The sequence below is a fragment of the Candidatus Streptomyces philanthi genome, from assembly GCF_059553635.1.
In genome coordinates, this window is sequence record NZ_JCANQV010000053.1 from 1 (window position 1) to 26320 (window position 26320).

Below are 26320 nucleotides of genomic sequence, written 5' to 3' on the forward strand. Positions count from 1 at the left end.
GCTCCCGCGCCCCTCGGGCTCCCGCGCTCGTACACCCCGCCCCGTCCCGTCCTCCGGGGCGGACAGCAGGACACCCCGCGCCCCCACCGTCATCCGCCCCGCACACCACCCCCACCGCACAACATCCCCACCACCCCACCCCACCCACGTGCCCCACCCCCCCCGCGACCGGTACGCACTCCCGGCCCCGCCGCCCCGGCTCGTAGAATCGTGCGCACCATGGCTTACCTCGACCACGCCGCCACCACTCCGATGCTTCCGGAAGCGGTGCGGGTGATGACCGCGCAGCTGACCGTCACCGGTAACGCGTCCTCCCTGCATGCCGCCGGCCGGCGGGCCCGGCGCACCGTCGAGGAGGCGCGGGAGTCGCTCGCCGCCTCGCTCGGCGCGCGCCCCAGTGAGGTCGTCTTCACGTCCGGGGGGACCGAGGCCGACAACCTCGCCGTCAAGGGCCTGTACTGGGCGCGGCGGGCCGCCGACCCGGCGCGTACCCGCGTCCTGGCCAGCCCCGTCGAGCACCACGCCGTCCTCGACGCCGTCGAATGGCTCGCCGAGCACGAGGGCGCCACCGTCGAGTGGCTGCCCGTCGACGCCTACGGCAGGGTGCACGCCGAGGCGCTGCGCGAGGCCATCGCCCGCGACCCCGCCGATGTCGCCCTCGCCACCGTGATGTGGGCCAACAACGAGATCGGCACGGTCATGCCGGTCCGTGAACTCGCCGACGCCGCCGCGGAGTTCGGCGTGCCGCTGCACGCGGACGCGGTGCAGGCCGTCGGGCAGGTCGAGGTGGACTTCGCCGCGTCCGGCCTGGCCGCGATGACCGTCTCCGGCCACAAGATCGGCGGGCCGTACGGGATCGGCGCACTGCTGCTCGGCCGCCGCCACACCCCCGTGCCGGTGCTGCACGGCGGGGGCCAGGAGCGGCAGGTGCGCTCCGGCACCCTCGACACGCCCGCCGTCGCCGCGTTCGCCGCCGCCGCCCGGCACGCCGTCGCGCACCGCGAGGAGTTCGCCCGCGAGATCGGCGCACTGCGCGACGACCTGATCGCCGCGGTGCGCGCCGCCGCCCCCGACGCCGTCCTCGGCGGCGACCCGGACCCGGCCGGACGGCTGCCCGCCAACGCGCACTTCTCCTTCCCCGGTTGCGAGGGCGACTCCCTCCTGCTGCTGCTGGACGCCCAGGGCATCGCCTGCTCCACCGGCTCCGCCTGCACCGCCGGCGTCGCCCAGCCCAGCCACGTCCTGCTGGCCGCCGGGCTCTCCCCGGACCTGGCGCGCGGCACCCTCCGCTTCTCCCTGGGCCACACCTCCACCGCGCAGGACGTCGCCGAACTCGCCGCGGCCATCGGCCCGGCGGTGGCCCGCGCCCGCAACGCCGGGCTGAGCTGAGACCGTCCGCCGCGCCCCGCCGCACGCTCGGCTAGGGTCTGTCGCCGGTCCGGGGAAACCCGGTCCGGCCCGCGGCCGTGACAGGCCGGCGCGCGGGCTCCGGCCCGGTGGCGCGGGGGGACGGCCGGACCCCGTGGAGGGAGAAGCGCTGTGCTGTGGTGGATGGCCGCGATCGCCCTGGTCGCGGCGGCGGCCTGCGGCTGGATGACGAAGAGGTCCCACGTCCGGGCCGAGGTGATGGAACGCACCGAAACGCTGCCCGTGGAGGAGCTGCGGGCCCTGCACTCCGCCGCCGCGGAGGCTGCGGGCGAGGGCAACTTCCGCTACCGCTGCGAGGTCGTCGGCGTCGCGCGCCCGCCCGAGAGCGGTGCGCTGCGTTCGCAGGTCGAGGGCACCGCATGCGTCTGGCACCGGCACCGGATCACCCGCAAGTACGAGGAGACGTACCGCGACAGCAACGGTGACCGCAAGCGCCGCACCGCCACCCAGGTGGTCTCGGAGGGCTCCAGCACCACCGCGTTCCTCGTCGAGGACGCCACCGGCCCGATGGCGGTCCGCCCCGGTGACGGCAAGGTCATCGGCGCCGAGAAGAGCGTCGACCGCTTCGAGCGGCACCAGGGGGCCCGCGGCGGCCGGCTGGAGATCGGCCCGATCAGCCTGGACCTGGGCCGCGGCGACGGCACCCTCGGCTTCACCTACGAGGAGTGGATCGTCCGTCCCGGCAGCCGTTTCTTCGTCAATGGTGAGGCGAGCGACGCGGACGGGCGGCTCACCGTCGGGGCGCCCGCGGAGGGCGGCGTCTTCGTGATGTCCGTCAAGTCGGAGGAGGAACTGCTCCGGGCCGAGAACCGCAATGTCCTGCTCTACGGCATCGCGACGGGCGTGTGCGCGCTGGCCGGTGTGGTGCTGCTGATCGTCGCGGCCGTGCGCTGAGCGCCGGGGCGCGCTCAGGCGGCGCCCGTGCCCCCCGCGCGCCCCTTTCCACGGCGCCCGCGCAGCTCGGCCCGGACCAGCCGCAGATAGCGGTCCCAGTCCCAGTGCGCCCCCGGGTCGGTGTGGTCGGCGCCCGGGACCTCCGCGTGCCCGATGATGTGCTCGCGGTCGGCGGGGAAGTCGTAGCGGTGGCAGATGTCCGCCGCCAGCCGTGCCGACGACGCGTACATGGCGTCCGTGAAGGACCCCGGGCGGTCCACGAACCCCTCGTGCTCGATGCCGACGCTGCGCTCGTTGTAGCCGCGGTTGGCCGCGTGGAACGCCACGTCCAGCTCACGCACCACCTGCGCCACGTGTCCGTCCCCGCGCAGTACGTAATGGGCCGCCGCGCCGTGCGACGGGTCCTGGAAGACCTTCAGCGCCACCGCGAAGCTGCCCTGGACGACATGGATCACCACCCGGTCGATGGGGTAGTCGTCCGGGCGGTTCGCGGTGCGCAGATTCGCGGGGGACGCCTCGACCCACTCGGCGCCCCGGAAGTCGACCGCGCCCGGCGTGCGCGGCTTGGTGTTCCCGGGCATCCGCCACCACCAGCGCGCCATCTCGTCGCGCGCGCCGAAGGCCGCGGCGCCCGCCGCCACCGCGCCGCCGCCGATCCACAGTGCCTGGCGCCGGCTGATCCCGCGCCCGTGGCCGGTTCCGCTCATCCACCGCTCCCGTCCGCCGGACCTCACCGGCTCCCGAGCCGATAACGCATTCGGGGCCGCCCCGTGTTCCGTCTACCCTGGAGTGGCTATGACTGACGCTCCCCGCCGCCTCCGCGTACTCGCCGCCATGTCCGGCGGTGTCGACTCCGCCGTCGCCGCCGCCCGTGCCGCCGAGGCCGGGCACGACGTGACCGGTGTGCACCTCGCGCTCTCCGAGAACCCCACCTCGTTCCGTACGGGCGCCCGCGGCTGCTGCACCATCGAGGACTCGCACGACGCGCGCCGCGCCGCCGACGTCATCGGCATCCCCTTCTACGTGTGGGACCTCGCCGAACGTTTCCGGCAGGACGTCGTCGACGACTTCCTCGCCGAGTACGAGGCCGGGCGCACCCCCAACCCCTGCCTGCGCTGCAACGAGAAGATCAAGTTCGCGGCGCTGCTGGACAAGGCGCTCGCCCTCGGCTTCGACGCGGTGTGCACGGGCCACTACGCGCAGGTCGTCGAGCGCCCGGACGGCACCCGTGAGCTGCACCGCGCCTCCGACATGGCCAAGGACCAGTCCTATGTCCTCGGCGTCCTCGACGACCGGCAGCTCGCGCACGCCATGTTCCCGCTCGGCGACACCCGCACCACCAAGGCGGAGATCCGCGAAGAGGCGGCCCGCCGGGGCCTGTTCGTCGCCAAGAAGCCCGACAGCCACGACATCTGCTTCATCGCCGACGGCGACACCCGCGGCTTCCTCGCCCGGCGCCTGGGCACCGCCGAGGGCGCCATCGTCGACGAGGACGGCAACCGCCTCGGCACGCACGAGGGCGCCTACGGCTACACGATCGGCCAGCGCAAGGGCCTGCGCATCGGCACGCCCGCGCCGGACGGCAAGCCGCGCTACGTCCTCGACATCTCCCCCGTCGACAACACCGTCACCGTCGGCCCCGCGTCCTCCCTGGACGTCACGGCCCTCACCGCCATCAGGCCCCGCTGGTGCGGCACGCCCCCCACCGGGCCCGGCACGTACACCGCCCAACTCCGCGCGCACGGCGACGAGACCGAGGTCCGCGCCGAGGTCCGCGAGGACGGGCTGCACGTCACCTTCACCACCCCGGTCCGCGGGGTCGCCCCCGGCCAGGCCATCGTCCTGTACGACGGCACGCGCGTCGTCGGCTCGGCCACCATCGCGGCCACGGAGCGCCGGGTCCGCGCCGGGGCCTGACGCCCGGCGGGCCGGTCTTCGTCACGGACGGTGAGGGCGCCGTCCGGCCGTTCCCGTCCCCCGGAACTTGGCGGGAAGGGGCGGCGCGCGCACGTTCCGCCTACCCCACGCTCGATGCGTCCGGGGTCGGCAAATAGGCTCGGTGGCGCGACGGGAACCATGAAGCCGTCTCGGCAGGGGTTTGCAGAATCCGGCCGCGGACGGCTTTTCGTCGGCCACGAAAGGATCAGAAGTCATGACGTCAGTGCCATCAAAGGTCACGTCGGTGAGCAATTCGGTCGCACCGGCAGCCCTGCACGCGGAGCTGGTACGACGTAATCCGGGCGAACCGGAATTCCACCAGGCGGCCCTTGAGGTGCTGGAGACGCTGGAGCCCTTGCTGGCCGCCCGTCCGGAGTTCGGCGAGGCGAAGATCCTGGAGCGCGTCTGCGAACCGGAGCGCCAGATCATGTTCCGGGTCCCGTGGCAGGACGACTCCGGCGAGATCCACGTCAACCGGGGATTCCGGGTGGAATTCAACAGCGCGCTCGGCCCGTACAAGGGCGGACTGCGGTTCCACTCCTCCGTGAACCTGGGCATCGTCAAGTTCCTCGGGTTCGAGCAGATCTTCAAGAATTCCCTCACCGGTCTCAATATCGGCGGCGGCAAGGGCGGCAGCGACTTCGACCCGCACGGCCGGTCCGACGCCGAAGTGATGCGGTTCTGCCAGTCGTTCATGACCGAGCTGTACCGTCACCTCGGCGAGCACACCGACGTGCCCGCCGGTGACATCGGCGTGGGCGGCCGAGAGATCGGCTATCTCTTCGGCCAGTACCGGCGCGTCACCAATCGCTGGGAGGCCGGCGTCCTCACCGGCAAGGGCCTCGAATGGGGCGGCTCCAAGGCCCGCACGGAGGCCACCGGGTACGGCAATGTGCTGTTCACCCAGGAAATGCTCAAGCGGCGCGGCGAGGAACTCGACGGCCGGCGGGTCGTGGTCTCCGGCTCCGGGAACGTCGCGATCTACACGATCGAAAAGGCGCAGGCGCTCGGCGCCCAGGTGCTGACCTGTTCCGACTCCGGCGGCTATGTCGTCGACGAGAAGGGCATCGACCTGCCGCTGCTCAAGCAGATCAAGGAGGTCGAGCGGGGCCGCATCGCCGAGTACGCCGAGCGGCGCGGCCCGTCGGCCCGCTACGTCCCCGGCGGGTGCGTGTGGGACGTCCCCTGCGACGTGGCGCTGCCGTCCGCGACGCAGAACGAGCTGGACGGGGACGCCGCCCGCGTCCTGGTCCGCAACGGCGTCAAGGCCGTCTCCGAGGGCGCCAACATGCCGGCGACCCCGGAGGCGGTGACCCTCTTCAAGGAGGCCGGTGTGGCCTTCGGGCCCGGCAAGGCCGCCAACGCGGGCGGTGTCGCCACCAGCGGCCTGGAGATGCGGCAGAACTCCGCCCGCGAGGCATGGTCCTTCGCCCGCGCCGAGGGTGAACTCGCGGCGATCATGCGGTCCATCCACGACACCTGCTACGAGACCGCCGAGCGGTACGGGCAGCCGGGCGACTATGTCGCGGGCGCCAACATCGCCGGCTTCGAGCGGGTGGCGCAGGCCATGCTGGAGCAGGGCCTGATCTAGGAACGGCGGGGCGGGCGCCTGCGAGGTGCCCGCCCCGGTCCGCGGTGCGCCTCACCGGGACCCTAGGGTGAGGCGCATGAACATCTGCGTCTTCTGCTCCGCGTCCGACCTCGACGACCGCTATGTCACCCCCGCCCGCGAGTTCGCGCAGCGGATCGGCAAGGGCGGCCACCACCTGGTGTGGGGCGGGTCCGACACCGGGCTGATGAAGGTCGTGGCGGACGGGGTCCAGGAGACCGGCGGACGGCTGATCGGCGTGTCGGTCGAGTTCCTGGCGCACGTGGCGCGCGAGGGCGCCGACGAGATGGTGGTCACCAAGGACCTCGCGGAGCGGAAGGCCCAGCTGCTGGCCCGCGCCGACGCCGTCGTGGTGCTGGTCGGCGGCACCGGCACCCTCGACGAGGCCACCGAGATCCTGGAGCTGCGCAAGCACGGCATGCACAGCAAGCCGATCGTGCTGCTCAACACCGACGGCTTCTACGACGGGCTCAAGAGCCAGTTCCAGCGGATGGAGACCGAGGGCTTCCTGCCGGTCCCGCTGTCCGAGCTGGCGTTCTTCGCCGAGGACGGCGCGTCCGCGCTGGCGTACCTGGAGGAGCGGGTCGGCGGTACGGCCTGAGCCACGGGGGCGGGCCCCACGGTCCGCCCCTTCTGTCCCGTACGCCCCTGTGGTCTCGTTAGGATCACTGTCATGGGTACGCACATGATCACTGGCGCGGGTTCGGGCATCGGAGCGGCGGTCGCACGGCGGCTCGCCGCGCGCGGGGAGGACCTGTGGCTGGTCGCCCGGGACGCCGGCCGCGCCAAGGAACTGGCGGAACGGTTCCCCGGTGCCCGTACGGTCGTCGGTGACCTCGCCGTCCCCGAGAAGCTGTCCTGGGCCCTGGGCCACCAGCCGCTGCCCGAGCGCCTGGACTCCCTGCTGCACATCGCCGGTGTCGTCGAACTCGGCCCGGTCGGCGACATGGGCGCCAAGGCGTGGCAGCGCCAGCTCAACGCCAACCTCGTCGCCCCCGCCGAACTGACCCGGCTGCTGCTGCCGCTGCTCCGCGTCGCCCGCGGCCATGTCGTCTTCGCCAACTCCGGCGCGGGCCTGCGCGCCAACGCCGGATGGGCCGGCTACGCGGCCGGCAAGCACGGCCTCAAGGCGCTCGCCGACGCGCTGCGCGCCGAGGAGCATGACAACGGCGTACGGGTCACCTCCGTCTACCCGGGGCGCACCGCGACGCCCATGCAGGAGAGCACCCACGCCCAGGAGGGCAAGGACTACGACGCGTCCCGCTGGATCGACCCGGAGTCCGTCGCCACCACCGTCCTGACCGCGCTCGACCTGCCCCGGGACGCGGAGATCACCGACCTTTCGGTGCGCCCCGGACACTGACCCGCCGCCCGCCCCGGGCCGGCCCGCCGGGCGCATACCCTTCCCGGGTGAGCGAGAACAGTACGTACCAGTGGGGGGCCGGCACGGCGACCGGCGTCGGGTCGATGCCGGGCGGGGACGCCCGGGAGGCGGCGAAGACCGTCACCGGATCGCTGGAGCACTTCCCCCACCTGCCGGAACTGCCCGCCCGGGGGCCGGGCGCCGACATGATCGGGCGGACCGCCGGGATGCTCGTCGAGGTCTATGCCCATGTGGAGCCGAGCGGCTGGCGGATCAGCGACCGGCCCGGGCGCGACACCCGCCGGGCACGCTCCTGGCTCGGCGAGGACCTCGACGCCCTGGAGGAGTTCACCCAGGGGTACACCGGCCCCCTGAAGGTCTCGGCCGTCGGGCCCTGGACCCTGGCCGCCGCCCTGGAGCTGCGCAACGGCGAGGCGGCGCTCAGCGACCCCGGCGCCTGCCGGGACCTCACCGCTTCCCTGGCCGAGGGCCTGCGTGCCCATCTCGCGGAGGTCCGGCGCCGGGTGCCGGGCGCCGTCCCCGTCCTCCAGCTCGACGAGCCGTCGCTGACGGCGGTGCTCCAGGGACGGGTGAGCACCGCGAGCGGCTACCGCACCCACCGGGCCGTGGACCGCGCCGTGGCCGAGGGCGCGCTGCGCGACGTGGTCGCGGCCGCCGGGGACGCGCCGGTCGTGGTGCACTCGTGCGCGCCGGGCGTGCCGTTCGCCCTGCTGCGGCGGGCGGGCGCCACCGGCATCTCGTTCGACGCCTCGCTGCTCACCGAGCGTGAGGACGAGGCGGTCGGTGAGGCCGTCGAGGGCGGGACCGCCCTGTTCACGGGCGTGGTGCCCGGCACGGACGGCCGATTGTCGGACCCTGCCGGTAGCGTCATGGGGGTCAGGACGCTGTGGCGCAGGTTGGGGCTGGCGCCGGGGATTCTCGCGCGATCCGTGGTGGTCACCCCGTCGTGCGGGCTGGCGGGCGCTTCGCCCGCATATGCCCGTATGGTGCTCGCCCACTGCGTCCGGGCGGCGACCTCGCTCGCAGACAACCCTGAGTGACGGCACTCAAGGACACGGGAGGAACAAGACGGTGGCTGGCGAACGGCACGCGACGGCATCCGGGGTGCCCGCGACGGCACGGGAGAAGCATGCGCAGCTCGCTGAGCAGATCGAGGAGCACCGCTTCCGGTACTACGTGAAGGACGCTCCGGTCATCAGCGACGCGGAGTTCGACACGCTGCTGCGCTCCCTGGAGGCACTGGAGGACGAGTACCCGGAGCTGCGGACCCCGGACTCCCCGACGCAGAAGGTCGCCGGGGCGTACGAGACGGAGTTCACCGAGGTCGAGCACCGCGAGCGGATGCTCTCCCTGGACAACGCCTTCGACGACGAGGAGTTGTCCACCTGGGCCGACCGGATCGCCGCCGAGCTGGGCGGCGACGCGCGCAGCGCCGGGTACCACTTCCTGTGCGAGCTGAAGGTGGACGGCCTCGCCGTCAACCTCACCTATGAGCACGGCCGTCTGACCAGGGCGGCGACCCGGGGCGACGGCCGTACCGGCGAGGACATCACCCCCAATGTCCGCACCATCGCCGAGATCCCCGACCGCCTGCGCGGCGACCGGGTGCCGGAGCTGGTCGAGGTCCGCGGGGAGGTGTTCTTCCCCATGGAGAAGTTCCTGGAGCTGAACGAACGCCTGGTCGCCGACGGCAAGCCGCCGTTCGCCAACCCGCGCAATGCCGCCGCCGGCTCCCTGCGCCAGAAGGACCCCAAGGTCACCGCGACGCGCCCGCTGCACATGGTGGTCCACGGCATCGGCGCCCGCAGCGGCTTCGACATCGACTGCCAGTCGCACGCCTACGAGCTGCTGCACGAGTGGGGCCTGCCGACCGCCCGGCACAACGCGGTCGTCGACTCCCTGGCGGACGTGCGTGCCTTCATCGACCGCTACGGCGACCCGGAGACCCGCAGCACCGCCGTCGAGCACGAGATCGACGGGGTGGTCGTCAAGCTGGACGAGATCCCGCTCCAGGGGCGGCTGGGCAGCACCTCCCGGGCGCCGCGCTGGGCGATCGCCTGGAAGTACCCGCCGGAGGAGGTCAACACCAAGCTCCTCGACGTCCGGGTGGGTGTCGGCCGTACGGGCCGGGTCACGCCGTACGCGGTGGTCGCGCCGGTGACGGTGGCCGGCTCCGAGGTGGAGTTCGCCACGCTGCACAACCAGGACGTGGTCAAGGCCAAGGGCGTCCTCATCGGCGACACCGTCGTGATCCGCAAGGCGGGCGACGTCATCCCGGAGATCCTGGGCCCGGTCGTCGACCTGCGGGACGGCACGGAGCGGGAGTTCGTGATGCCCGCCGAGTGCCCCGAGTGCGGTACGGGACTCCAGCCGGCCAAGGAGGGGGACATCGACCTGCGGTGCCCCAACAGCCGCGCCTGCCCCGCCCAGATCCGCGAGCGGCTGTTCTACCTGGCCGGCCGCAAGTGCCTGGACATCGAGAACTTCGGCTATGTCGCCGCCACGGCGCTCAGCCAGCCGCTGGAGCCCGCGGAGCCGCCGCTGCGCAATGAGGGCGATCTCTTCGGCCTTTCCATCGAGCAGCTGCTGCCCATCAAGTCGTACGTCCTCGATCCCGACTCGGGTCTGCCCAAGCACGACCCGAAGACGGGTGAGGAAAAGGTCGTCACCTTCTTCGCCAATCAGAAGGGTGAGCCGAAGAAGAACGCCCTCGCCATGCTGGAGAACATCCAGGCGGCGAAGAACCGCCCGCTGGCGCGGGTCATCACCGGGCTGTCGATCCGTCATGTGGGCCCGGTGGCGGCGGAGGCACTGGCGCGGGAATTCCGTTCCCTCGACCGTATCCGGGAGGCGAGCGAGGAGGAGCTGGCCGCCGTCGACGGTGTGGGGGCCATCATCGCGGCATCGCTCAAGCAGTGGTTCGCCGTCGACTGGCACCGGGAAATCATCGAGCGGTGGCGGGCGGCCGGCGTCCGGATGGAGGAGGAGCAGTCGGGTGAAGAAGGTCCGCGCCCTCTGGAAGGCGTCACCGTCGTGGTGACGGGCACACTTCAATCACACACAAGAGATGGCGCGAAAGAGGCCCTTCAGCGTCTCGGCGCGAAGGTGACAGGTTCCGTTTCGAAGAAGACGGGATTCGTGGTCGTGGGCGACAACCCGGGTTCCAAATACGACAAGGCGATGCAACTGAAGGTTCCGGTACTGGACGACGACGGCTTCGCGGTGCTGCTCGAACAGGGTCCGGAGGCCGCCCGGGAAGTGGCGGTCACTCCACCTGAGGAAGAGTGAGATGTCACTCCTACGGCGCATACCAGAGGGTTCCGGATGGCCGGTTCGCATTCGGGCAACCGCCGCCGACAGCTGCCCTGGAAGGCCGTTCGCGGCCTACTGTTGAGACGTGCGCCTGCCGTGGCGCGGGCACAGCCGGCTGTGAGAGGGATCGGAATGGAACCGACCGACAGCGCCGCTACGGCGCCGCGGCTTAGCCGGTTTGTCGTGCCCGCGCTGCCCGCGGCCCTTGTCGTCCTGGCGCTCCTCACGCTCTGTGCGGGACTCGCCGGGACGCTCGGTGACGGCGGGGCGCTTTTCCCCACCGGGGCCGCCGGCTGGTCGCTGGCGGTCCTCACCGGCATCATCGTCGGCCATCTGGTCGCCCTGGGCCGCGACCGCTGGTGGAGCGGCACGGGCTCCGGCGCCGCCCTCGCCGTCGCCGTCCTGCTGCTGTACGGCTGGACGCCGGCCATCCTGGTCAGCCTCGCCGTCGTCGTCCTGGTGGGCGCCGCCCGGCGGCACCGCTGGCGCGAGGCCGTGGTGCACGGCGCGATCGACCTGCTGGGCGTCGGCGCCGGGGCGCTCGGCCTCGCCGCCGTCGGCGCCGAGCCCAGCGTCCGCGAGCCCTGGCGCCCCGAGACCTGGAACATCGGCGTCCTCCCGCAGGTCCTCGCGGCCGCCGCCGGCTACCTCCTGGTCACCCGCGCCCTGCTGTGGCTCTCCCTCGCCCCGCGCAACGGCGGACTGCCCCGCATCACCCGCACCGCCGTCACCCGGCAGGCGCTGGTCGGCATCGCCCTGCTGGGCATCGCCCCGCTCATCGCCGTCACGGCCGTCCACGCGCCGCTGCTGCTGCCGCTGTTCGCGGTCCCGCTGATCGCGCTGGACTCCACCCTCTGGATCGCCCGCGCCCGCGCGGAGGAGGCGCTGCGCGACCCCCTCACGGGCCTGCCCAACCGCCAGTGGCTGCTGGAACGGACCTGGTCGGCCCTGGACGAGGCGGAACGCATGGGCGCCCGTTCCGCCCTCGTCCTGATAGACCTCGACCGATTCCGATCGGTCAATGACACCCTCGGGCACCTCGCCGGCGACCGGCTGCTGCTCCAGATCGCCGACCGGCTGCGCCACGCCCTGCCCCGCGGCGCCGAGGCCGCCCGCCTCGGCGGCGACGAGTTCGCCGTCCTGCTGCCCACCACCGACTCCCTCACCAGCGCCCAGCGGGTCGCCCGCAACCTCGTCGCCGCCCTCGGCTCCCCCCTCGACCTCGACGGCCTCACCCTCGTCCTGGAGGCCAGCGCGGGCGTCGCCGTCTTCCCGGAACACGCCATGGACGCCGAAGGGCTGCTCCGCCGCGCCGACGTGGCGATGTACCAGGCCAAACGGGACCGCAGCGGCGTCGAGCTGTACGAGGCCAAGCGGGACGGCAACACCCCCGACCGGCTCGGCCTGCTCGGTGACCTCCGCCGCGCCCTCGACGCCGGCGACGTCGAACTGCACTATCAGCCCAAGGTCGGCTTCGACGGCCGCGTCGCGGGCCTGGAGGCCCTGGTCCGCTGGGTGCACCCGGACCGCGGCAGGGTCCCGCCCGACGAGTTCATCGCCATCGCCGAGTCGTCCGGCCTGATGCCCCGGCTGACCGAGTACGTCCTGGAGACCGCGCTCGCCCAGGTGGCGCGCTGGCGCGCGATGGGCCTGGAGGTCCCCGTCGCCGTCAACGTCTCCCCGCGCGATGTGCACTCGCCCGGCTTCGCCGGAGCGGTCGCCGCCCGCCTCGCCCGCCACCGCGTCCCGCCCGGCGCCCTCCAGCTGGAGATCACCGAGCACGTCCTGCTGGAGGACCCGCAGCGGGCCGCCGACACCCTCGCCGGGCTGACCGGTCACGGGGTGAAGATGTCCCTCGACGACTTCGGCACCGGCTACTCCTCCCTCGTCCACCTGCGCCGGCTGCCGGTCAGCGAACTCAAGATCGACCGCTCGTTCGTGGCCCGGCTGGCCGTCGACAACGAGGACGCCGAGATCGTCCGCTGCACCCTCGACCTGGCCCACTCCCTCGGCCTGCTGGTCGTCGCGGAGGGCGTCGAGGACGACGAGACCTGGGAGCGCCTGCGCGACCTGGGCTGCGACGCCGTCCAGGGCTGGCTGGTGGCGGCGGCGATGCCCCCGGACGAGACGACGGCCTGGCTGCGGGCCCGCGGCGAGCACGGCTGGCGCCGCGCCTCGGAGACGGCGGCCCTCGCGTCGGAGAAGCCCGCGCAGCGCCCCTCGGGACAGGTCGTGAACTGACGCACCGGCCCCCGGCCGCCCCACCGTCCCGACGCGTTCCGGCGGCCCCCGCCCGTCCCGTCGTCCCCCCGATCCGCAGCGGTTTCGCACGACCGAATCCGCACGCCATAGGATTGGCCCGAAACGTTCACCGCGACAACAGCACCGTTCGCCAGAACACTCCGCCAAGAACACCAGAGGATCGCTGCATGCCTGGCATCACGCGCGAGGAGGTCGCCCACCTCGCCCGGCTGGCACGTCTGGAGCTGAAGGACGACGAGGTCGACCACTTCGCCGGACAGCTCGACGACATCATCGGCGCGGTCGCCCGCGTCTCCGAGGTCGCCGATCAAGACGTACCGCCGACCTCCCACCCGCTGCCCCTGACCAATGTCATGCGGCCGGACGAGGTCCGTCCGTCGCTGACCCCCGAGCAGGCGCTCTCCGGCGCCCCGGCCCAGGAGCAGCAGCGTTTCAAGGTGCCGCAGATCCTGGGGGAGGAGTGACCGACATGGCCGACCTGACCAAGCTCACCGCCGCCGAGACCGCGGCGAAGATCGCCTCCGGCGAGGTCACCGCCGTCGAGGTGACCGAGGCCCACCTGGCCCGTATCGAAGCCGTCGACGAGAAGGTCAACGCCTTCCTCCACGTCGACCGCGAGGGCGCGCTGGCCCAGGCCCGCGCCGTCGACGAGAAGCGCGCCCGCGGCGAGAAGCTCGGCCCGCTGGCCGGCGTCCCGCTCGCCCTCAAGGACATCTTCACGACGGAGGGCATTCCCACCACCGTCGGCTCGAAGATCCTCGAAGGCTGGATCCCGCCGTACGACGCGACGCTGACCAAGAAGCTCAAGGCCGCCGACGTCGTCATCCTCGGCAAGACCAACATGGACGAGTTCGCCATGGGGTCCTCCACCGAGAACAGCGCCTACGGCCCGACCGGCAACCCCTGGGACCTCACCAAGATCCCCGGCGGCTCCGGCGGCGGCTCCTCCGCCGCGCTCGCCGCGTACGAGGCGCCGCTGGCCATCGGCACGGACACCGGCGGTTCCATCCGCCAGCCCGCCGCCGTCACCGGCACCGTCGGCGTCAAGCCCACCTACGGCGCGGTCTCCCGCTACGGCATGGTGGCGTTCTCCAGCTCCCTCGACCAGGGCGGCCCCTGCGCCCGTACGGTCCTGGACGCGGCCCTGCTGCACGAGGTGATCGCCGGGCACGACCCGCTGGACTCCACCTCCATCGACGCGCCGGTCCCGCCGGTCGTCGAGGCGGCCCGCAACGGCAGCGTCGAGGGCATGCGCGTCGGCGTCGTCAAGCAGTTCCGCGGCGAGGGCTACCAGGCCGGCGTGGTGCAGCGGTTCGACGAGTCCGTCGAGCTGCTCAAGGAGCTGGGCGCCGAGATCGTCGAGCTGGACTGCCCGTCCTTCGACCTGGCGCTGGCCGCGTACTACCTCATCGCGCCGTCCGAGTGCTCCTCCAACCTCGCCCGCTTCGACGCCATGCGCTACGGCCTGCGGGTCGGCGACGACGGCACGAAGTCGGCGGAGGAGGTCACCGCCCTGACCCGCGAGGCCGGCTTCGGCCCCGAGGTCAAGCGCCGGATCATGCTCGGCACGTACGCCCTGTCGTCGGGCTACTACGACGCGTACTACGGCTCCGCGCAGAAGGTGCGGACGCTGATCACCCGCGACTTCGAGAAGGCCTTCGAGCAGGTCGACGTGATCGTCTCGCCGACGACGCCGACCACCGCCTTCCCGATCGGGGAGCGGGCCGACGACCCGATGGCGATGTACCTCGCCGATGTGTGCACCCTGCCGGTGAACCTCGCGGGCAACACCGCCATGTCGCTGCCCTGCGGCCTGGCCCCGGAGGACGGCCTGCCGGTGGGTCTCCAGATCATCGCGCCCGCGATGGCCGACGACCGGCTCTACAAGGTCGGTGCCGCGGTCGAGGCCGCGTTCACCGCACGATGGGGTCACCCGCTGCTTGAGGAGGCACCCGCACTATGAGCGGAAAGCTTGACAAGGCGAAGGGCTTCAAGAAGTCCAAGCCCGGCATGTACCTGTCCATCGGCTCCACGCTGTTCGGCGCCGTGGGCGTCGTCAAGCAGGCCAAGAAGGCCCGGGTGGAGCAGGACACGCTCCAGCTCGTCGACGCCGTCGTCTCCGCCGCCGCCATCGTCACCGGTGTCGCCCTCCTCGTCCGCGAACTGCGCCGTCTCCACAGCGACGACGTCCTCGCGGGCTGACCGGCGCCGGACCTGAGAGGTTAGTTTCACCGTGACTGTCACCGACCTGGTGTCGTACGAGGACGCGCTGGCCACCTACGACCCCGTCATGGGTCTTGAGGTGCACGTCGAACTCGGCACCAAGACCAAGATGTTCTGCGGGTGCTCCACCGCCCTCGGCGCCGACGCCAACTCGCAGACCTGCCCCACCTGCCTGGGCCTGCCCGGCTCGCTCCCGGTCGTCAACGCGACCGGCGTCGAGTCCGCCGTCAAGATCGGCCTGGCCCTGAACTGCACCATCGCCGAATGGTGCCGCTTCGCCCGGAAGAACTACTTCTATCCGGACATGCCGAAGAACTTCCAGACCTCCCAGTACGACGAGCCCATCGCCTTCGACGGCTACCTCGACGTACAGCTGGAGGACGGCGAGGTCTTCCGCGTCCACATCGAGCGCGCCCACATGGAGGAGGACACCGGCAAGTCGACGCACGTCGGCGGTGCCACCGGCCGCATCCACGGCGCCTCCCACTCCCTGCTGGACTACAACCGCGCCGGCATCCCGCTCATCGAGATCGTCACCAAGCCCATCGAGGGCGCCGGTGACCGCGCCCCCGAGGTCGCCAAGGCGTACGTCGCCGAGCTGCGCGAGCTGATCCGGGCGCTGGGCGTCTCCGAGGCCCGCATGGAGATGGGCCAGATGCGCTGCGACGTCAACCTGTCGCTGCGCCCCCACGGCACCGAGAAGTTCGGCACCCGCAGCGAGACCAAGAACGTCAACTCGCTGCGCTCCGTCGAACGCGCCGCCCGCTTCGAGATCCAGCGGCACGCCGCGGTCCTCTCCTCCGGCGGCACCATCGTCCAGGAGACCCGCCACTTCCACGAGGACGAGGGCACCACCACCTCCGGCCGCATCAAGGAGGAGGCGGAGGACTACCGCTACTTCCCCGAGCCGGACCTGGTGCCGGTGGCCCCCTCCCGCGAGTGGGTCGAGGAACTGCGCGCCACCCTCCCCGAACTCCCGCGCGTCCGCCGCAACCGGCTGCGCGAGGAGTGGGGCGTCTCCGCGCACGACATGCAGTCCATCCTCAACGCCGGCGCCGTCGACCTGATCGTCGCCACCGTCGAGGCCGGCGCGGACTCCGCCGCCGCCCGCAAGTGGTGGATGGGCGAACTGGCCCGCCGCGCCAACGAGGACGGCACCGACCTCGCCAGCCTGCCGATCACCCCGGCGCAGGTCGCCCGCATCGCCGCGCTGGTCGCCGAGGGCTCCCTCAACGACAAGCTGGCCCGCCAGACCATCGAGGGCGTACTCGCCGGCGAGGGCGACCCGGACACCGTCGTCGAGAAGCGCGGCCTGAAGGTCGTCTCCGACGACGGCGCCCTGGGCACCGCCGTCGACGAGGCCATCGCCGCCAACGCCGCCATCGCCGACAAGATCCGCGGCGGCAAGGTCGCCGCGGCCGGCGCCCTGGTCGGCGCGGTCATGAAGGCCACCCGCGGCCAGGCCGACGCGGCCCGCGTCCGCGAACTCATCCTGGAGAAGCTGGGCGTCGAGGGCTGACCGGCCCGGTCCACGGCGGACGGCCGCCCTTCCCGGGACGTTTCCGGGGAAGGCGGCCGTCGTACGTGGGGGCTCACGCATCGCCATCCGGGTTCTCCGCCCCGAAGGCCGTCAGGGCCCATGCCCCGGAGTCGGCCCGGGGCGGGGCGCCAAAGGGGCGCCGGCACCTGCGGTAGCCACCTAGTACGGCAGGTAATACGTCAGCAGATCCGCGCTGAGTGGTGGGAAAAGCGCCCGGAACAGCTCCTCTTCCCCTGTGTAGACGTCGGGGCGGAGGCGGGTCAGGCCGTCGATGCCGTGGGGGCCGAACAGCAGGGCGGGGAGGTGGTCGGGGGCCACCGCGGCGCCGCCCGCGGCGGCCGGGCTCTGCATCGGGCCGCCGGTGACGACCTTGCCGAGGCCGTCGGAGTGTACGGGGATGCGGTAGTGGGCGCCGAAGGTGGTCAGGACGATGTCCCGGCCGGTGTGGTCGATTCCGGCGGCGGCGAGGCGCTCCCGGAACAGGGGGCGCAGCCGGCCGAGCAGCGTCGCGACGTCCGGGATGCGGACGTAGTACTGCTCGGCCTCCTCGCGGGGTGTGTGCTCGACGTACTCCTGCCAGGCGGCGGCGGTCACGGTGCCCGCCCGGTGGACCACCCTTGTCTCGCCGCCGGGCGCCAGTGCGGCGACGCCGCGCAGCAGGTCCCGGGCCGCCGCCTCGTCGCACGCGGCGCCCTCGGCCAGCAGTATCTCCTCGTCGTCGGACCAGGTGCGTCCCGCCGCGACGACGGCACCGTCGCGCTCCAGGACCCGCAGGGTGCTCGCGTCATGGCTGCCCAGCCAGCGCCAGCACGCCGCCGAGTGCGGCATGGCCACGTCGAACCGGTCCTGTGCCGCGTCCTGCAACGCCGCCACCGCGGCGATGTCCGCGGGCCGGGCGGTACGCAGCACAGGAGTGCCCTCACCGGGAGGCGGCGGGGTGCGCACGCTCAGCGCCTGCGGGATGTCGATGGCGTACTCGTAGCCGAACAGCCGGTAGAAGTACGGGATGCCGATCATCACCTGGACGACATGGCCACGGGCGGCGGACCGCTCGTGGGCCCAGCGCATCAGCGCTCGCACCAGCCCGCGCCCCTCGTAGGCGCGATCGGTGGCGACCAGCTCGACCTGACCGGCCGGCAGGCGGACGCCGCCGACGCGGAGTTCCTCGTCCAGAAGCGTGAGGGTGGAGACGACCCGGTCGCCGTCGGCCACCACGGCACAGGCGGACCAACCGGCATCGGGGTCCTCGACCACCAGCCGGTGGTCCACGGCATCGACCGCCTCACCGCGTTCGGTGAGCAGCGCACTGATCTGATCGAGGTCCGAGGGGCGCGCCTGCCGCAGGACGAGACCGTCGGGCAACGGGAGGGACGCGGAAGAGGAGTTGATGGTGGGCACGAGGTGACAATCGCAGCGCGGGTCCGTCAGGTCCACGAAGTTTCCGCAGGGACGGGGGAGACGTGCGGGCCAGGAGCGAGGGCCGGTCCGTGCCCGGCCACGGCACCTCGTCCGCGGTTCACCCCGAGGTGGCCGACGTGTCGGGGAAACCCGACAAAAGGTGTCGGGTTTCCCTGTGATCCTCGTCCGTGCCGCCGCCCGTACGGGCGTCCGGCGCATCCGAGGCACAGGGAAACGGAAGGACGCACATGGTTGCCGCGACACGTACGACAGTCCCACTCGACGGCAGGATCGCGCTCGTCGCAGGCGCGACACGGGGCGCCGGCCGGGGCATCGCGGTCGAGCTGGGCGCGGCCGGTGCCACCGTCTACGTCACCGGACGCAGCACACGGGAGCGGCGTTCGGAGTACGACCGCCCCGAGACCATCGAGGACACCGCCGACCTGGTGACGGAGGCGGGCGGACGCGGCATCGCCGTCCCCACCGACCACCTGGACCCCGCCCAGGTCCGCGCCCTGGTGGACCGTATCGCCGCCGAGCAGGGCCGGTTGGACGTCCTCGTCAACGACATCTGGGGCGGTGAGCACCTCTTCTCCTGGGACGCTCCCGTCTGGGAGCACGACCTCGACAAGGGGTTGCGGCTGCTGCGGCTCGCGGTGGAGACCCATGCGATCACCAGCCATCACGCGCTCCCGCTGCTGCTGCGCCACCCGGGCGGGCTGGTGGTCGAGATGACCGACGGCACCGCCGAGTACAACCGGGACACCTACCGCGTCTCGTTCTTCTACGACCTCGCCAAGACCGCGGTCCTCCGTATGGCCTTCTCCCTGGGCCATGAACTGGGCCCGAGGGGCGCCACGGCCGTGGCCCTCACCCCGGGCTGGATGCGTTCGGAGATCATGCTCGACCACTTCGGTGTCACCGAGGAGACCTGGCGCGACGCCCTCGAACGCGAGCCGCACTTCTGCATCTCCGAGACCCCGTACTACGTCGGACGTGCCGTCGCCGCCCTGGCCGCCGATCCCGAGGTCCGCCGCTGGAACGGGCAGTCGTTGTCCAGCGGCGGACTCGCCCAGGTCTACGGGTTCACCGACCGCGACGGCAGCCGCCCGGACGCCTGGCGGTACCTCCCCGAGGTCCAGGCCCCCGGCAGGCCGGCCGACGCGTCCGGATACCGGTGACCGTTCCCGGGACGATGGTCCGGCCCGGCGGGGACGACTCACCGGTCCCGCCGGGGCCCCGCCGCCGCTTCTACCGGCCCGTTTCCGTCCAGGTGACCGGCAGTTCGTGGACCCCGTAGATGTTCATGTCCGTCTTGAGCCTCACCTCCTCGGCGGGGACGGCGAGCTTGAGGTCCGGGAAGCGGCGCAGTAGGGCGGCGAAGCCGGCGCGCATTTCGACGCGGGCCAGTTGCTGGCCGAGGCACTGGTGGACGCCGTGGCCGAAGGACAGGTGGCCGCGGGCCTTGCGGTGGATGTCCAGGGTGTCGGGGGCGTCGAAGCGCCGGGGGTCGCGGTTGGCGGCGGGCAGGGAGACGAGGACGGTCGATCCCTCGGGGATGGTTTCGCCGCCGAGTTCGATGTCCTCCGTGGCGTAGCGGTAGAGGACGTCGACGACGGACAGGTGGCGGAGGAGTTCTTCGACGGCGCCGGGCAGCAGGTCCGGGTCGGCGCGCAGCGCGGCCGGCTGCTCGGGGTGTTCCAGGAGGGCGAAGGTGCCCAGGGCCAGCATGTTGGCGGTGGTCTCGTGGCCGGCGAGCAGCAGGAGGAAGGCGATGCCGGTGAGTTCCTCGGTGGTGAGGTCGTCCTGGCGGGCCAGGTCGGAGAGTATGTCGTCGCCGGGGGCGGCGCGTTTCCCGGTGACCAGTTCGGAGAGGTACGTGGTCAGCGCGCCGTACGCGGCCGTCTTTTCGTCGAGCGGCAGGTCCCTTTCCAGGAACGTGGCGGAGTGGGACTGGAAGGTGCCGCGGTCCGCGTAGGGGACGCCGAGCAGTGCGCAGATCACCAGTGAGGGCACCGGCAGCGCGAACTCCTTGACCAGGTCGACCGGCGGGGTCAGCCGCGCCATGTCGTCCAGTTGCCGCTCGACGATCCGGACGATGTCCTCTTCGAGCGTTCTCATGCGCTTGACGGTGAAGGCACCGGTGAGCTTGCGCCGCAGCCGGGTGTGGTCCGGCCCGTCCATGGCGATGAAGAGGCCCGGTACCTGCGGGGACGGTTCCGTGACGACGGGCATGCCGGGGATCTCGTACGGCACATGGAGGACGCCGAGATCCTGCCGTGAGCTGAACCGGGTGTCGGCCATGAGCCGGCGCACCTCGTCATAGCCGGTGACGATCCAGCCCTGGTGCCCGTCGGGGAAGACCAGGGGGCTGACGGGGCGGGTGTCGCGCAGCCGGGTGATGCGGCGGGGCGGGGCGAAGGGGCCCGCGTCGCGCTCCGTGGGGAGGCCGTGCGGGACGGGATCGGTGTGGCGCATCGGGTGTCCTCTGTGGCGGCTGGGGGCGATCGGACGGAGTCTCGGCGTGCTCATGACAGGAGTGGCCGCGGAGCCCTCCCGTACGAAGGCCGGAGTGACTGAGGAGTGGACGGGCTGAAGGAGCCGGCGCTCAAGCCCGCGCACGGCGCACGTCGATGCTCCCGTAACCGGTCCGGGCCCGGACCTTGACGATGTCCTCGGCCTGCTCCGGGGGCGCGGAGGCGGACAGCGTGTTGCGCACCTGCCCGTGGTCGGAGCTGACGTCGAGCCAGGCGGCGGTGCCCTCGCGGACGCCGACCTCGATGGACCCGAAGGAGGTCTCCGCCTGAATGGTGCCGCGGCTGACCTCGGCGATGCGCAGGGTGCCGTGGGCGGTGGTCGCGGTGACCGAGCTCTCGGCGTGCTCGACGGCGATGTCACCGTTGGCGCCGCTCACCCGCAGCTCGCCCATGGCGGTGCCGACGGTCGTGGTGCCGTGCGCGTTCTTCAACGCGGCGGGACCGTTGACGGTGCCGACGCGCAGGCTGCCGGAGTGGGTGGCGATCTCGGCCATGCCCTCGATCCGGTCGACGCTGATCGAGCCGTGGGACGAGGTCAGCTGGAGCGGCCCGGTCACCTCGAACCGGACATCACCGGACGAGGTCTTCACCCGCACCTCACCGAGCCACCCCTCACCGAGCACCTGGGTCCAGGCGCCGGCCGCGTCGATCCGCGAGCCCGCGGGCAGTTCGACCGTCACATCGACGGTGCCGGTGCGCCCGAGAAGGGTGCGCTGCTTGGGAGTCCGGATGCTCAGTACGCCGCTCGCGTACGTGACCTCGGTCTTGTCGGCCGTCCGTACGTCCAGGTCCCGCTTCGGGTCACGGGGCCGCACCTCGACGACCGTGTCGAGACGGTCCCCCGCGATGAACCGGACGGAACCGGCGGACACGTGGGCGGTGACGGAAATCGGTTCGGGAGTGGCGAAAGAAGGCATGGCTGTGCCGTCCTCTTGAGTCCGTGGGGTGTCCCGGGTGGGACGTGGTGGGTGTGAAGGGGCGTGCGTGGCCAGGCTCTTGCGTCAATCCCCGTCGTACGCCCGGAGAGTGTGCGTGCCGGACGTCGCGCAGGCGGGGGCTGACGGCAGGCGCTAGCGCACCCAGCCCGTGAAGCTCTGTCCGAGGGCGCGGGTGCTCTCCGCCGTACGCGGCCGGGTACCGCCGTCGACCGCGGCCGACACGGCCCGCACCAGCCACGCGTTCACCGACAGGCCCTCGCGGCCCGCGGCCTCCTCGGCGCGTGCCTTGAGGTGCGCCGGCAGGCGGAGGTTGACGCGGGCGGTGCCGCCCTCGTCACCGTCGGCGGGCGCCGGCGACGGGAGCGGTTCGACGGGCGGGGCGGCCGCTGCGGTGACACCGCCACCGGTGGGCGGCGGTGTCACCACGAAGTCGGGGTCCAGCCCGCGCAGCCGTACATCGACCGCACCCGGGGCGAGCTCGCGGGTGATCTCGTCCATCGCGGCGGAGAGCACATGGAGCATGGCCAGACGGGTCGCCGCCTCCAGGGGAGCGGTGAGCCGCTCGGCCAGCTCACGGGCGTCCTCCCCACCTGCCTCGGCGGCCACCGCGAGTTCGCGACGCAGGGTGTCGACATACGGAGTGAGGTCCATGGCGCCATGGTGGCATCATTTTGGCGTCATGGGCAAGCTTTGGTGGTGTCGTTTGTTGCGTGGAACGGTCTGAGCTGGGGGAACGTGAAAGGACGGCATCTGGCGTGATGAGTATTACGACGTTTTACGGCTTGCCGAGTGCCGCCAGAGTGGTGCCAGATGGCGCCAACCGGAGTCATCTCGTGTCATGTGCCGCCCCGTGACGTGGCAAGGGGCCGGCCCTTGGGGTTGTCCTCGGAAAGATCCCCGGCGGGGAATGCCCGGAGCGCGGCCGGTGCTGTGTGCACAGTGAGGCGACAAGATCGCCAAGTTGCCGGGGCGGCGTCGCGCGCACGACGGCGCGGGACGGGATTCGGGAGGAACAGATGACGCAGCAGAACTCGCTCGCCGCGCGGATCGGCCGGGTCGGGGTGTGGCACGCCGTACTGGCGGGGGTGCCGGCGCCGCGCGGGCGGGAAGCGGCGCAGCGGATCGAGGAACTGGGCTACGGGGCCCTGTGGTTCGGTGAGGGCTCCGTCGGCAAGGAGGCGATGAGCCACGCCGGACTGCTGCTGTCGGCGACCCGTACCCTGCCCATCGCGACCGGCATCGCCAACATCTGGGTCCGGGACGCCACCGCCATGCAGGCCGCCGCGCACACCCTCGCCGACGCCTACCCGGGCCGTTTCGTCCTCGGCATCGGCGCCAGCCACGCACCGCTGGTGGGCGGGCGCGGCCATACGTACGCGAAGCCGCTGGCCGCGATGCGTACCTACCTCGACGCGCTGGACGCGGTGGAAGCCGTCCCCGCGTTGGAGCGGCCCGTCCCGCGCGTACTGGCCGCCCTCGGCCCGAAGATGCTGGAACTGTCGGCGGAACGGGCGGACGGCGCGCACACCTACTTCGTCCCGCCGGAGCACACCGCGCAGGCCCGCGAGGTGCTGGGCGACGGCCCTCTGCTCGCCCCCGAGCAGGCCGTACTGCTGGAGACCGACCCGGCGACCGCCCGCGCCGTCGCCCGCGAGGTCTACACGCCGCGCTATCTCGCCCTGCCGAACTATGTGAACAACCTGCGCCGACTGGGCTTCACGGACGAGGACTTCGCCGACGGCGGCAGCGACCGGCTGGTGGACGCCATCGTCGCCTGGGGCGACGAGGACGCCGTACGGAACCGGGTGCGGGCACACCTGGACGCGGGCGCCGACCACGTCGCCGTCCAGCCGCTCGCCCACGGCGACGACACCCTCGGCCTCGACCAGCTCCGCCGCCTCGCCCCGGCACTGCTCGACCGCTGAACCCGGCCGCCGTCGCCGTCGCTCAGGCTCAGGCCGCCACGTCCGTGACGAACGCGGCCCAGGCGCCGGTGCTCAAGGTGAGCACCGGACCGTCGGGGTCCTTGGAGTCACGGACGTGAACGGCGGCGGGGCAGGCGGAAACCTCCACGCAGTTGCCGCCTTCGCTGGCGCTGTGGCTCGACTTCGTCCAGTCGTAGGCGACTTCGAGGCAGTCGCCGCCCGCGCTGCCGCTGTGGGTGGACTTCTGCCAGTCGTAGGCGACTTCGATGCAGGCGCCACCCTCACTGGCGCTGTACGACGACTTGCGCCAGTCGTAGGCGACTTCGATGCAGTTGCCGCCCGCGCTGCCGCTGTAGCTGGACTTGAACCAGGTGAGGTCGGCGGGGGTACGCGGGGCTGCTGAGCTGGTCATGACTCTCCTAGCAGTTTGTCCAGCAGGCCCATGCTCTCCTCGGGGGTGAGAGCCTGCGACCGCAGCATCCCATACACCTGCTGGTACACGCTTACCTCATCCAGATCATCAACCAAGAAGCTGATGCGCTGAGCTTCGATGTAGGCGAGGTGATCGTGATCGGGCGTTTCCAGCAGAGTGAGCGGCCCGTCCAGCGATGCATGGTTACCGCGTGAGGTCGGCATGATCTGGAGCCCTAGGAAGGGAAGTTCGGCGCATTGGCGCAGGTGATAGATCTGCTGGCGCATAGCGTCCGGCCCGCCGACGGGGCGTTCCAGAACCACCTGATCCATGATGAAGTTCAGCATCGGCTGAGGCTTCGTCCTCTGGAGCAACTTCTGCCGGTCAAGGCGTCCGGCAACCCATTCCTCTGCCTGATCTGCGGCGAGTGGTGGGTAAAGGCAGTGGAAGACGGCACGTGCGTACGCCTCGGTCTGGAGGAGGCCCGGAACGACTTGGTTCTCGTACGACAGCAACGTCACCGCCTCCGCCTCATGATCCAGCAGATCCTGGACGAACGCGGGCAGCTTCTCCTTCTCCGGGACCTTGGAGACGGCGACCGCCAACGCCCCTTTCGTGTCCAGGATTTCGTCCAGCCGCTCCGCGAGGTCGAGTTTCAGGGGGCGGCGGCCCTGTTCGATGGAGCCGATGGTGTCCTCGTGCAGCCCGACCTTTTCGGCCAGTGCGGGCTGGGTGAGGCGGGCGAGCTGACGGAAGTGGCTGAGTTGGGCGCCGATGAGGTGCCACGAAGTGGTTTTCTTGCGGTTGTTCGCCGGATGCATGAGGTGTCCCCTTCCCGCTGCGGGCCCGGCGCGGACCGGCCCGACGTCGTACGGCAGATCCGTACGGTCTGACTCTCTGGACCAGCGTAATCACGCCCTGTGACATTCTCTCCATGAACGGAGAACTCCAACTCCCCCGGGTTCGCGAGCGCTTCTACCGCAGGGAGCGCCGATCCGTACCTTTGGCCAGGGATTTCACGGGCAAGGTGCTCTGTGACTGGGGCATGGCGCGGCGGTCCGACGAGGTGCTGCTGTGCGTGAGCGAGCTGACCACCAACGCCCTGGTGCACGGCGTACCGCCCGGTCGCGGTTTTCGGCTGTATCTGATGTTGCGGGAGGGAGGTGTGTTGCGCTTGGAGGTTCACGACAGCGGCGAAGGCGTGCCCCGCATCCCCCTCACGCACGCCCCCGAGTCCGAGTCCGGCCGGGGCCTCCTGATGGTCTCGGCCGTCGCCGACCGCTGGGGCGTCACTGCCCGTCACCCCGGCAAAATCGTCTGGTGCGAATGGAAGTTCGAAAGGTGAAAACCTGATCAGCACCTGTACGGCTCATCATGCGGCCGCCGCCGCACACGACCGCCCGCGTCCCGTCCCCGAACGACGACGCGGGCCCTTGGTCCCCGCGCCCGCGGAGGGCCAGGGGCCTTGAGCGCGAACCGAACCCACGGGTCACCGTCCGGCCTCAGGCCGACGCGTCCGTGGGCTCGGTGGTGACGTACGGGCCGGACGCGCTACTGCCCCACCCGGCCGTCGATGCACTCGCGCAGCAGATCGGCGTGCCCGCAGTGCCGCGCGTACTCCTCGACCCGGTGGACCCACAGCTCCCGTACGGAGCAGTCGTCGCGCCCCACCCGCGCATCCATGTCCGCGTGCGCGGTCAGCGCCGCGTCGGTCGCCGCCTGCTCACGCTCAAGATCGGCAAAGGCGCCCTCGACCAGCTCCCGCTCCGCCGCGGCCCCCTCGAAGTCCCCGTCCCGCACCCCGTACAGCTTGGGCGCCGGCTCCCCGGGAACGATCCAGTTCCGCCAGTCCCGCTCCACCTCGGCGAGGTGACGCACCAGCCCCAGCAGCGACATGGTCGACGGCGGCACCGACCGCCGCGCCATCTGCTCCGGGTTCAGTCCTTCGCACTTCATCCGCAGGGTCAGCCGGTAATTCGACAGGTAGTCCTCGTAGGTCCCCAACTCGCCGCCCGGGCCGGGGCCGTCACTGTTGCGCGGGTCCTGATCGGGGTCGGCCCACATGTCGGGGTAGACGCTCGCCTGGCTCCACCGCTCGGGTATGTCGCTCATCGACCGCATGGTTCTCGGTAATGACCGGACGGGCAAGCGATTATGCGGGTGGGGCGGGTCGGTACCCCCTTCGCGTCAAGTTGTTCGCTCATTCGTTCGCGGAAATGTCATCTCGGTACCTGTCCGAGGTCACGCAGTCGCACTAGCGTCCCCGTCGCACCAACGCAGTGGCCCGGCGGAGGGTCATTGACCGTCGACTGGGAGGTCGGACGTGGCACCGGAGGTATCCCGTAGGCGCGTACTGGGAGTGAGCGCGGCGGCCGCGGGGGCGGCGATGGCCGGGTCGCTGCTGCCGCCGTCGCTCCAGGAGGCGCTGGCCGCCGAGGCCGCGCGGCCGCAGGAGCGGGGGAGGGGCGGGCTGAGGGACATCCGGCATGTCGTCGTCCTGATGCAGGAGAACCGTTCGTT

Annotated in this window: 25 protein-coding genes; 17 read left to right on the top strand and 8 right to left on the bottom strand. The window is 71.8% G+C overall.

Features of this window, described 5'->3' with window-relative positions:
* Window positions 1-219: 219 nt before the first annotated feature.
* Both AC51EU_RS09370 and AC51EU_RS09375 read left to right on the top strand, forming a co-directional pair.
* On the top strand, window positions 220-1389 hold the full coding sequence (locus AC51EU_RS09370; RefSeq protein ID WP_496266267.1) for a cysteine desulfurase family protein: 1170 nt from the start codon (window positions 220-222) through the stop codon (window positions 1387-1389).
* 162 nt (window positions 1390-1551) lie between these two features.
* Complete coding sequence (locus AC51EU_RS09375) at window positions 1552-2322, top strand: GIDE domain-containing protein (protein WP_496266268.1); 771 nt, start codon at window positions 1552-1554, stop codon at window positions 2320-2322.
* 14 nt (window positions 2323-2336) lie between these two features.
* Here AC51EU_RS09375 and AC51EU_RS09380 read toward each other — a convergent pair whose 3' ends face one another.
* Window positions 2337-3029 carry an N-acetylmuramoyl-L-alanine amidase gene (locus AC51EU_RS09380; RefSeq protein ID WP_496266269.1) on the bottom strand — a complete coding sequence of 231 codons (693 nt, stop codon included), beginning with the start codon at window positions 3027-3029 and terminating at the stop codon, window positions 2337-2339.
* A gap of 88 nt (window positions 3030-3117) precedes the next feature.
* Here AC51EU_RS09380 and mnmA point away from each other — a divergent pair, with 88 nt between their 5' ends.
* From mnmA to gatB, 11 genes are all read left to right on the top strand, one after another.
* Window positions 3118-4239 (top strand): tRNA 2-thiouridine(34) synthase MnmA, encoded by a 1122-nt coding sequence (gene mnmA, locus AC51EU_RS09385; RefSeq protein ID WP_496266270.1) that lies wholly within the window; start codon window positions 3118-3120, stop codon window positions 4237-4239.
* A gap of 235 nt (window positions 4240-4474) precedes the next feature.
* Window positions 4475-5851, top strand: a complete 1377-nt coding sequence (gdhA, locus tag AC51EU_RS09390) for an NADP-specific glutamate dehydrogenase (protein ID WP_496266271.1) — start codon at window positions 4475-4477, stop codon at window positions 5849-5851.
* A 76-nt stretch (window positions 5852-5927) separates the two neighbouring features.
* Window positions 5928-6470 carry an LOG family protein gene (locus tag AC51EU_RS09395; protein ID WP_496266272.1) on the top strand — a complete coding sequence of 181 codons (543 nt, stop codon included), beginning with the start codon at window positions 5928-5930 and terminating at the stop codon, window positions 6468-6470.
* A gap of 72 nt (window positions 6471-6542) precedes the next feature.
* Entirely contained in the window at window positions 6543-7232 is a 690-nt protein-coding gene (locus AC51EU_RS09400; RefSeq protein WP_496266273.1) for an SDR family oxidoreductase, read from the top strand.
* A gap of 47 nt (window positions 7233-7279) precedes the next feature.
* Complete coding sequence (locus AC51EU_RS09405; RefSeq protein ID WP_496266274.1) at window positions 7280-8293, top strand: methionine synthase; 1014 nt, start codon at window positions 7280-7282, stop codon at window positions 8291-8293.
* 31 nt (window positions 8294-8324) lie between these two features.
* A complete protein-coding gene (gene ligA, locus AC51EU_RS09410) occupies window positions 8325-10541 on the top strand; it encodes an NAD-dependent DNA ligase LigA (protein ID WP_496266275.1) in 2217 nt (738 codons plus the stop codon).
* A gap of 156 nt (window positions 10542-10697) precedes the next feature.
* Window positions 10698-12806, top strand: a complete 2109-nt coding sequence (locus tag AC51EU_RS09415; protein ID WP_496266277.1) for a putative bifunctional diguanylate cyclase/phosphodiesterase — start codon at window positions 10698-10700, stop codon at window positions 12804-12806.
* A gap of 188 nt (window positions 12807-12994) precedes the next feature.
* A complete protein-coding gene (gatC, locus tag AC51EU_RS09420) occupies window positions 12995-13291 on the top strand; it encodes an Asp-tRNA(Asn)/Glu-tRNA(Gln) amidotransferase subunit GatC (protein ID WP_496266278.1) in 297 nt (98 codons plus the stop codon).
* 5 nt (window positions 13292-13296) lie between these two features.
* Window positions 13297-14790 carry an Asp-tRNA(Asn)/Glu-tRNA(Gln) amidotransferase subunit GatA gene (gene gatA / locus AC51EU_RS09425; protein WP_496266279.1) on the top strand — a complete coding sequence of 498 codons (1494 nt, stop codon included), beginning with the start codon at window positions 13297-13299 and terminating at the stop codon, window positions 14788-14790.
* On the top strand, window positions 14787-15029 hold the full coding sequence (locus tag AC51EU_RS09430) for a hypothetical protein (protein ID WP_496266280.1): 243 nt from the start codon (window positions 14787-14789) through the stop codon (window positions 15027-15029). The genes gatA and AC51EU_RS09430 overlap by 4 nt, the downstream gene beginning before the upstream one ends.
* A 31-nt stretch (window positions 15030-15060) precedes the next feature.
* On the top strand, window positions 15061-16569 hold the full coding sequence (gene gatB / locus AC51EU_RS09435; protein ID WP_496266282.1) for an Asp-tRNA(Asn)/Glu-tRNA(Gln) amidotransferase subunit GatB: 1509 nt from the start codon (window positions 15061-15063) through the stop codon (window positions 16567-16569).
* A gap of 180 nt (window positions 16570-16749) precedes the next feature.
* Here the strand turns inward: gatB and AC51EU_RS09440 are convergent, their stop codons facing one another.
* A complete protein-coding gene (locus AC51EU_RS09440; protein WP_496266283.1) occupies window positions 16750-17988 on the bottom strand; it encodes a GNAT family N-acetyltransferase in 1239 nt (412 codons plus the stop codon).
* A gap of 248 nt (window positions 17989-18236) precedes the next feature.
* Here AC51EU_RS09440 and AC51EU_RS09445 point away from each other — a divergent pair, with 248 nt between their 5' ends.
* A complete protein-coding gene (locus AC51EU_RS09445; RefSeq protein WP_496266284.1) occupies window positions 18237-19169 on the top strand; it encodes an SDR family oxidoreductase in 933 nt (310 codons plus the stop codon).
* A 70-nt stretch (window positions 19170-19239) separates the two neighbouring features.
* Here the strand turns inward: AC51EU_RS09445 and AC51EU_RS09450 are convergent, their stop codons facing one another.
* From AC51EU_RS09450 to AC51EU_RS09460, 3 genes are all read right to left on the bottom strand, one after another.
* A complete protein-coding gene (locus AC51EU_RS09450; RefSeq protein ID WP_496266285.1) occupies window positions 19240-20466 on the bottom strand; it encodes a cytochrome P450 in 1227 nt (408 codons plus the stop codon).
* A gap of 130 nt (window positions 20467-20596) precedes the next feature.
* Window positions 20597-21442 (bottom strand): DUF4097 family beta strand repeat-containing protein, encoded by an 846-nt coding sequence (locus AC51EU_RS09455; protein WP_496266286.1) that lies wholly within the window; start codon window positions 21440-21442, stop codon window positions 20597-20599.
* 153 nt (window positions 21443-21595) lie between these two features.
* A complete protein-coding gene (locus tag AC51EU_RS09460; RefSeq protein WP_496266287.1) occupies window positions 21596-22114 on the bottom strand; it encodes a hypothetical protein in 519 nt (172 codons plus the stop codon).
* A gap of 365 nt (window positions 22115-22479) precedes the next feature.
* Between AC51EU_RS09460 and AC51EU_RS09465 the strand changes: the two genes are divergently transcribed.
* Window positions 22480-23388, top strand: coding sequence for an LLM class F420-dependent oxidoreductase (locus AC51EU_RS09465; protein ID WP_496266288.1), 909 nt, complete (start codon window positions 22480-22482; stop codon window positions 23386-23388).
* Window positions 23389-23416: 28 nt separating this feature from the next.
* On the opposite strand, the gene AC51EU_RS09470 is transcribed toward AC51EU_RS09465, so the two are convergent.
* Both AC51EU_RS09470 and AC51EU_RS09475 read right to left on the bottom strand, forming a co-directional pair.
* Window positions 23417-23800 carry a DUF397 domain-containing protein gene (locus AC51EU_RS09470; RefSeq protein ID WP_496266289.1) on the bottom strand — a complete coding sequence of 128 codons (384 nt, stop codon included), beginning with the start codon at window positions 23798-23800 and terminating at the stop codon, window positions 23417-23419.
* On the bottom strand, window positions 23797-24621 hold the full coding sequence (locus AC51EU_RS09475; protein WP_496266290.1) for a helix-turn-helix domain-containing protein: 825 nt from the start codon (window positions 24619-24621) through the stop codon (window positions 23797-23799). Before AC51EU_RS09475 ends, AC51EU_RS09470 begins: the two co-directional genes overlap by 4 nt.
* A gap of 113 nt (window positions 24622-24734) precedes the next feature.
* On the opposite strand from AC51EU_RS09475, the gene AC51EU_RS09480 reads away from it, so the two are divergent.
* Complete coding sequence (locus tag AC51EU_RS09480) at window positions 24735-25145, top strand: ATP-binding protein (protein WP_496266291.1); 411 nt, start codon at window positions 24735-24737, stop codon at window positions 25143-25145.
* A 206-nt stretch (window positions 25146-25351) separates the two neighbouring features.
* Here the strand turns inward: AC51EU_RS09480 and AC51EU_RS09485 are convergent, their stop codons facing one another.
* Complete coding sequence (locus tag AC51EU_RS09485) at window positions 25352-25912, bottom strand: DinB family protein (protein ID WP_496266292.1); 561 nt, start codon at window positions 25910-25912, stop codon at window positions 25352-25354.
* A gap of 211 nt (window positions 25913-26123) precedes the next feature.
* Between AC51EU_RS09485 and AC51EU_RS09490 the strand changes: the two genes are divergently transcribed.
* A partial coding sequence (locus AC51EU_RS09490; protein WP_496266293.1) for a twin-arginine translocation signal domain-containing protein occupies window positions 26124-26320 on the top strand: 197 nt, incomplete at its 3' end.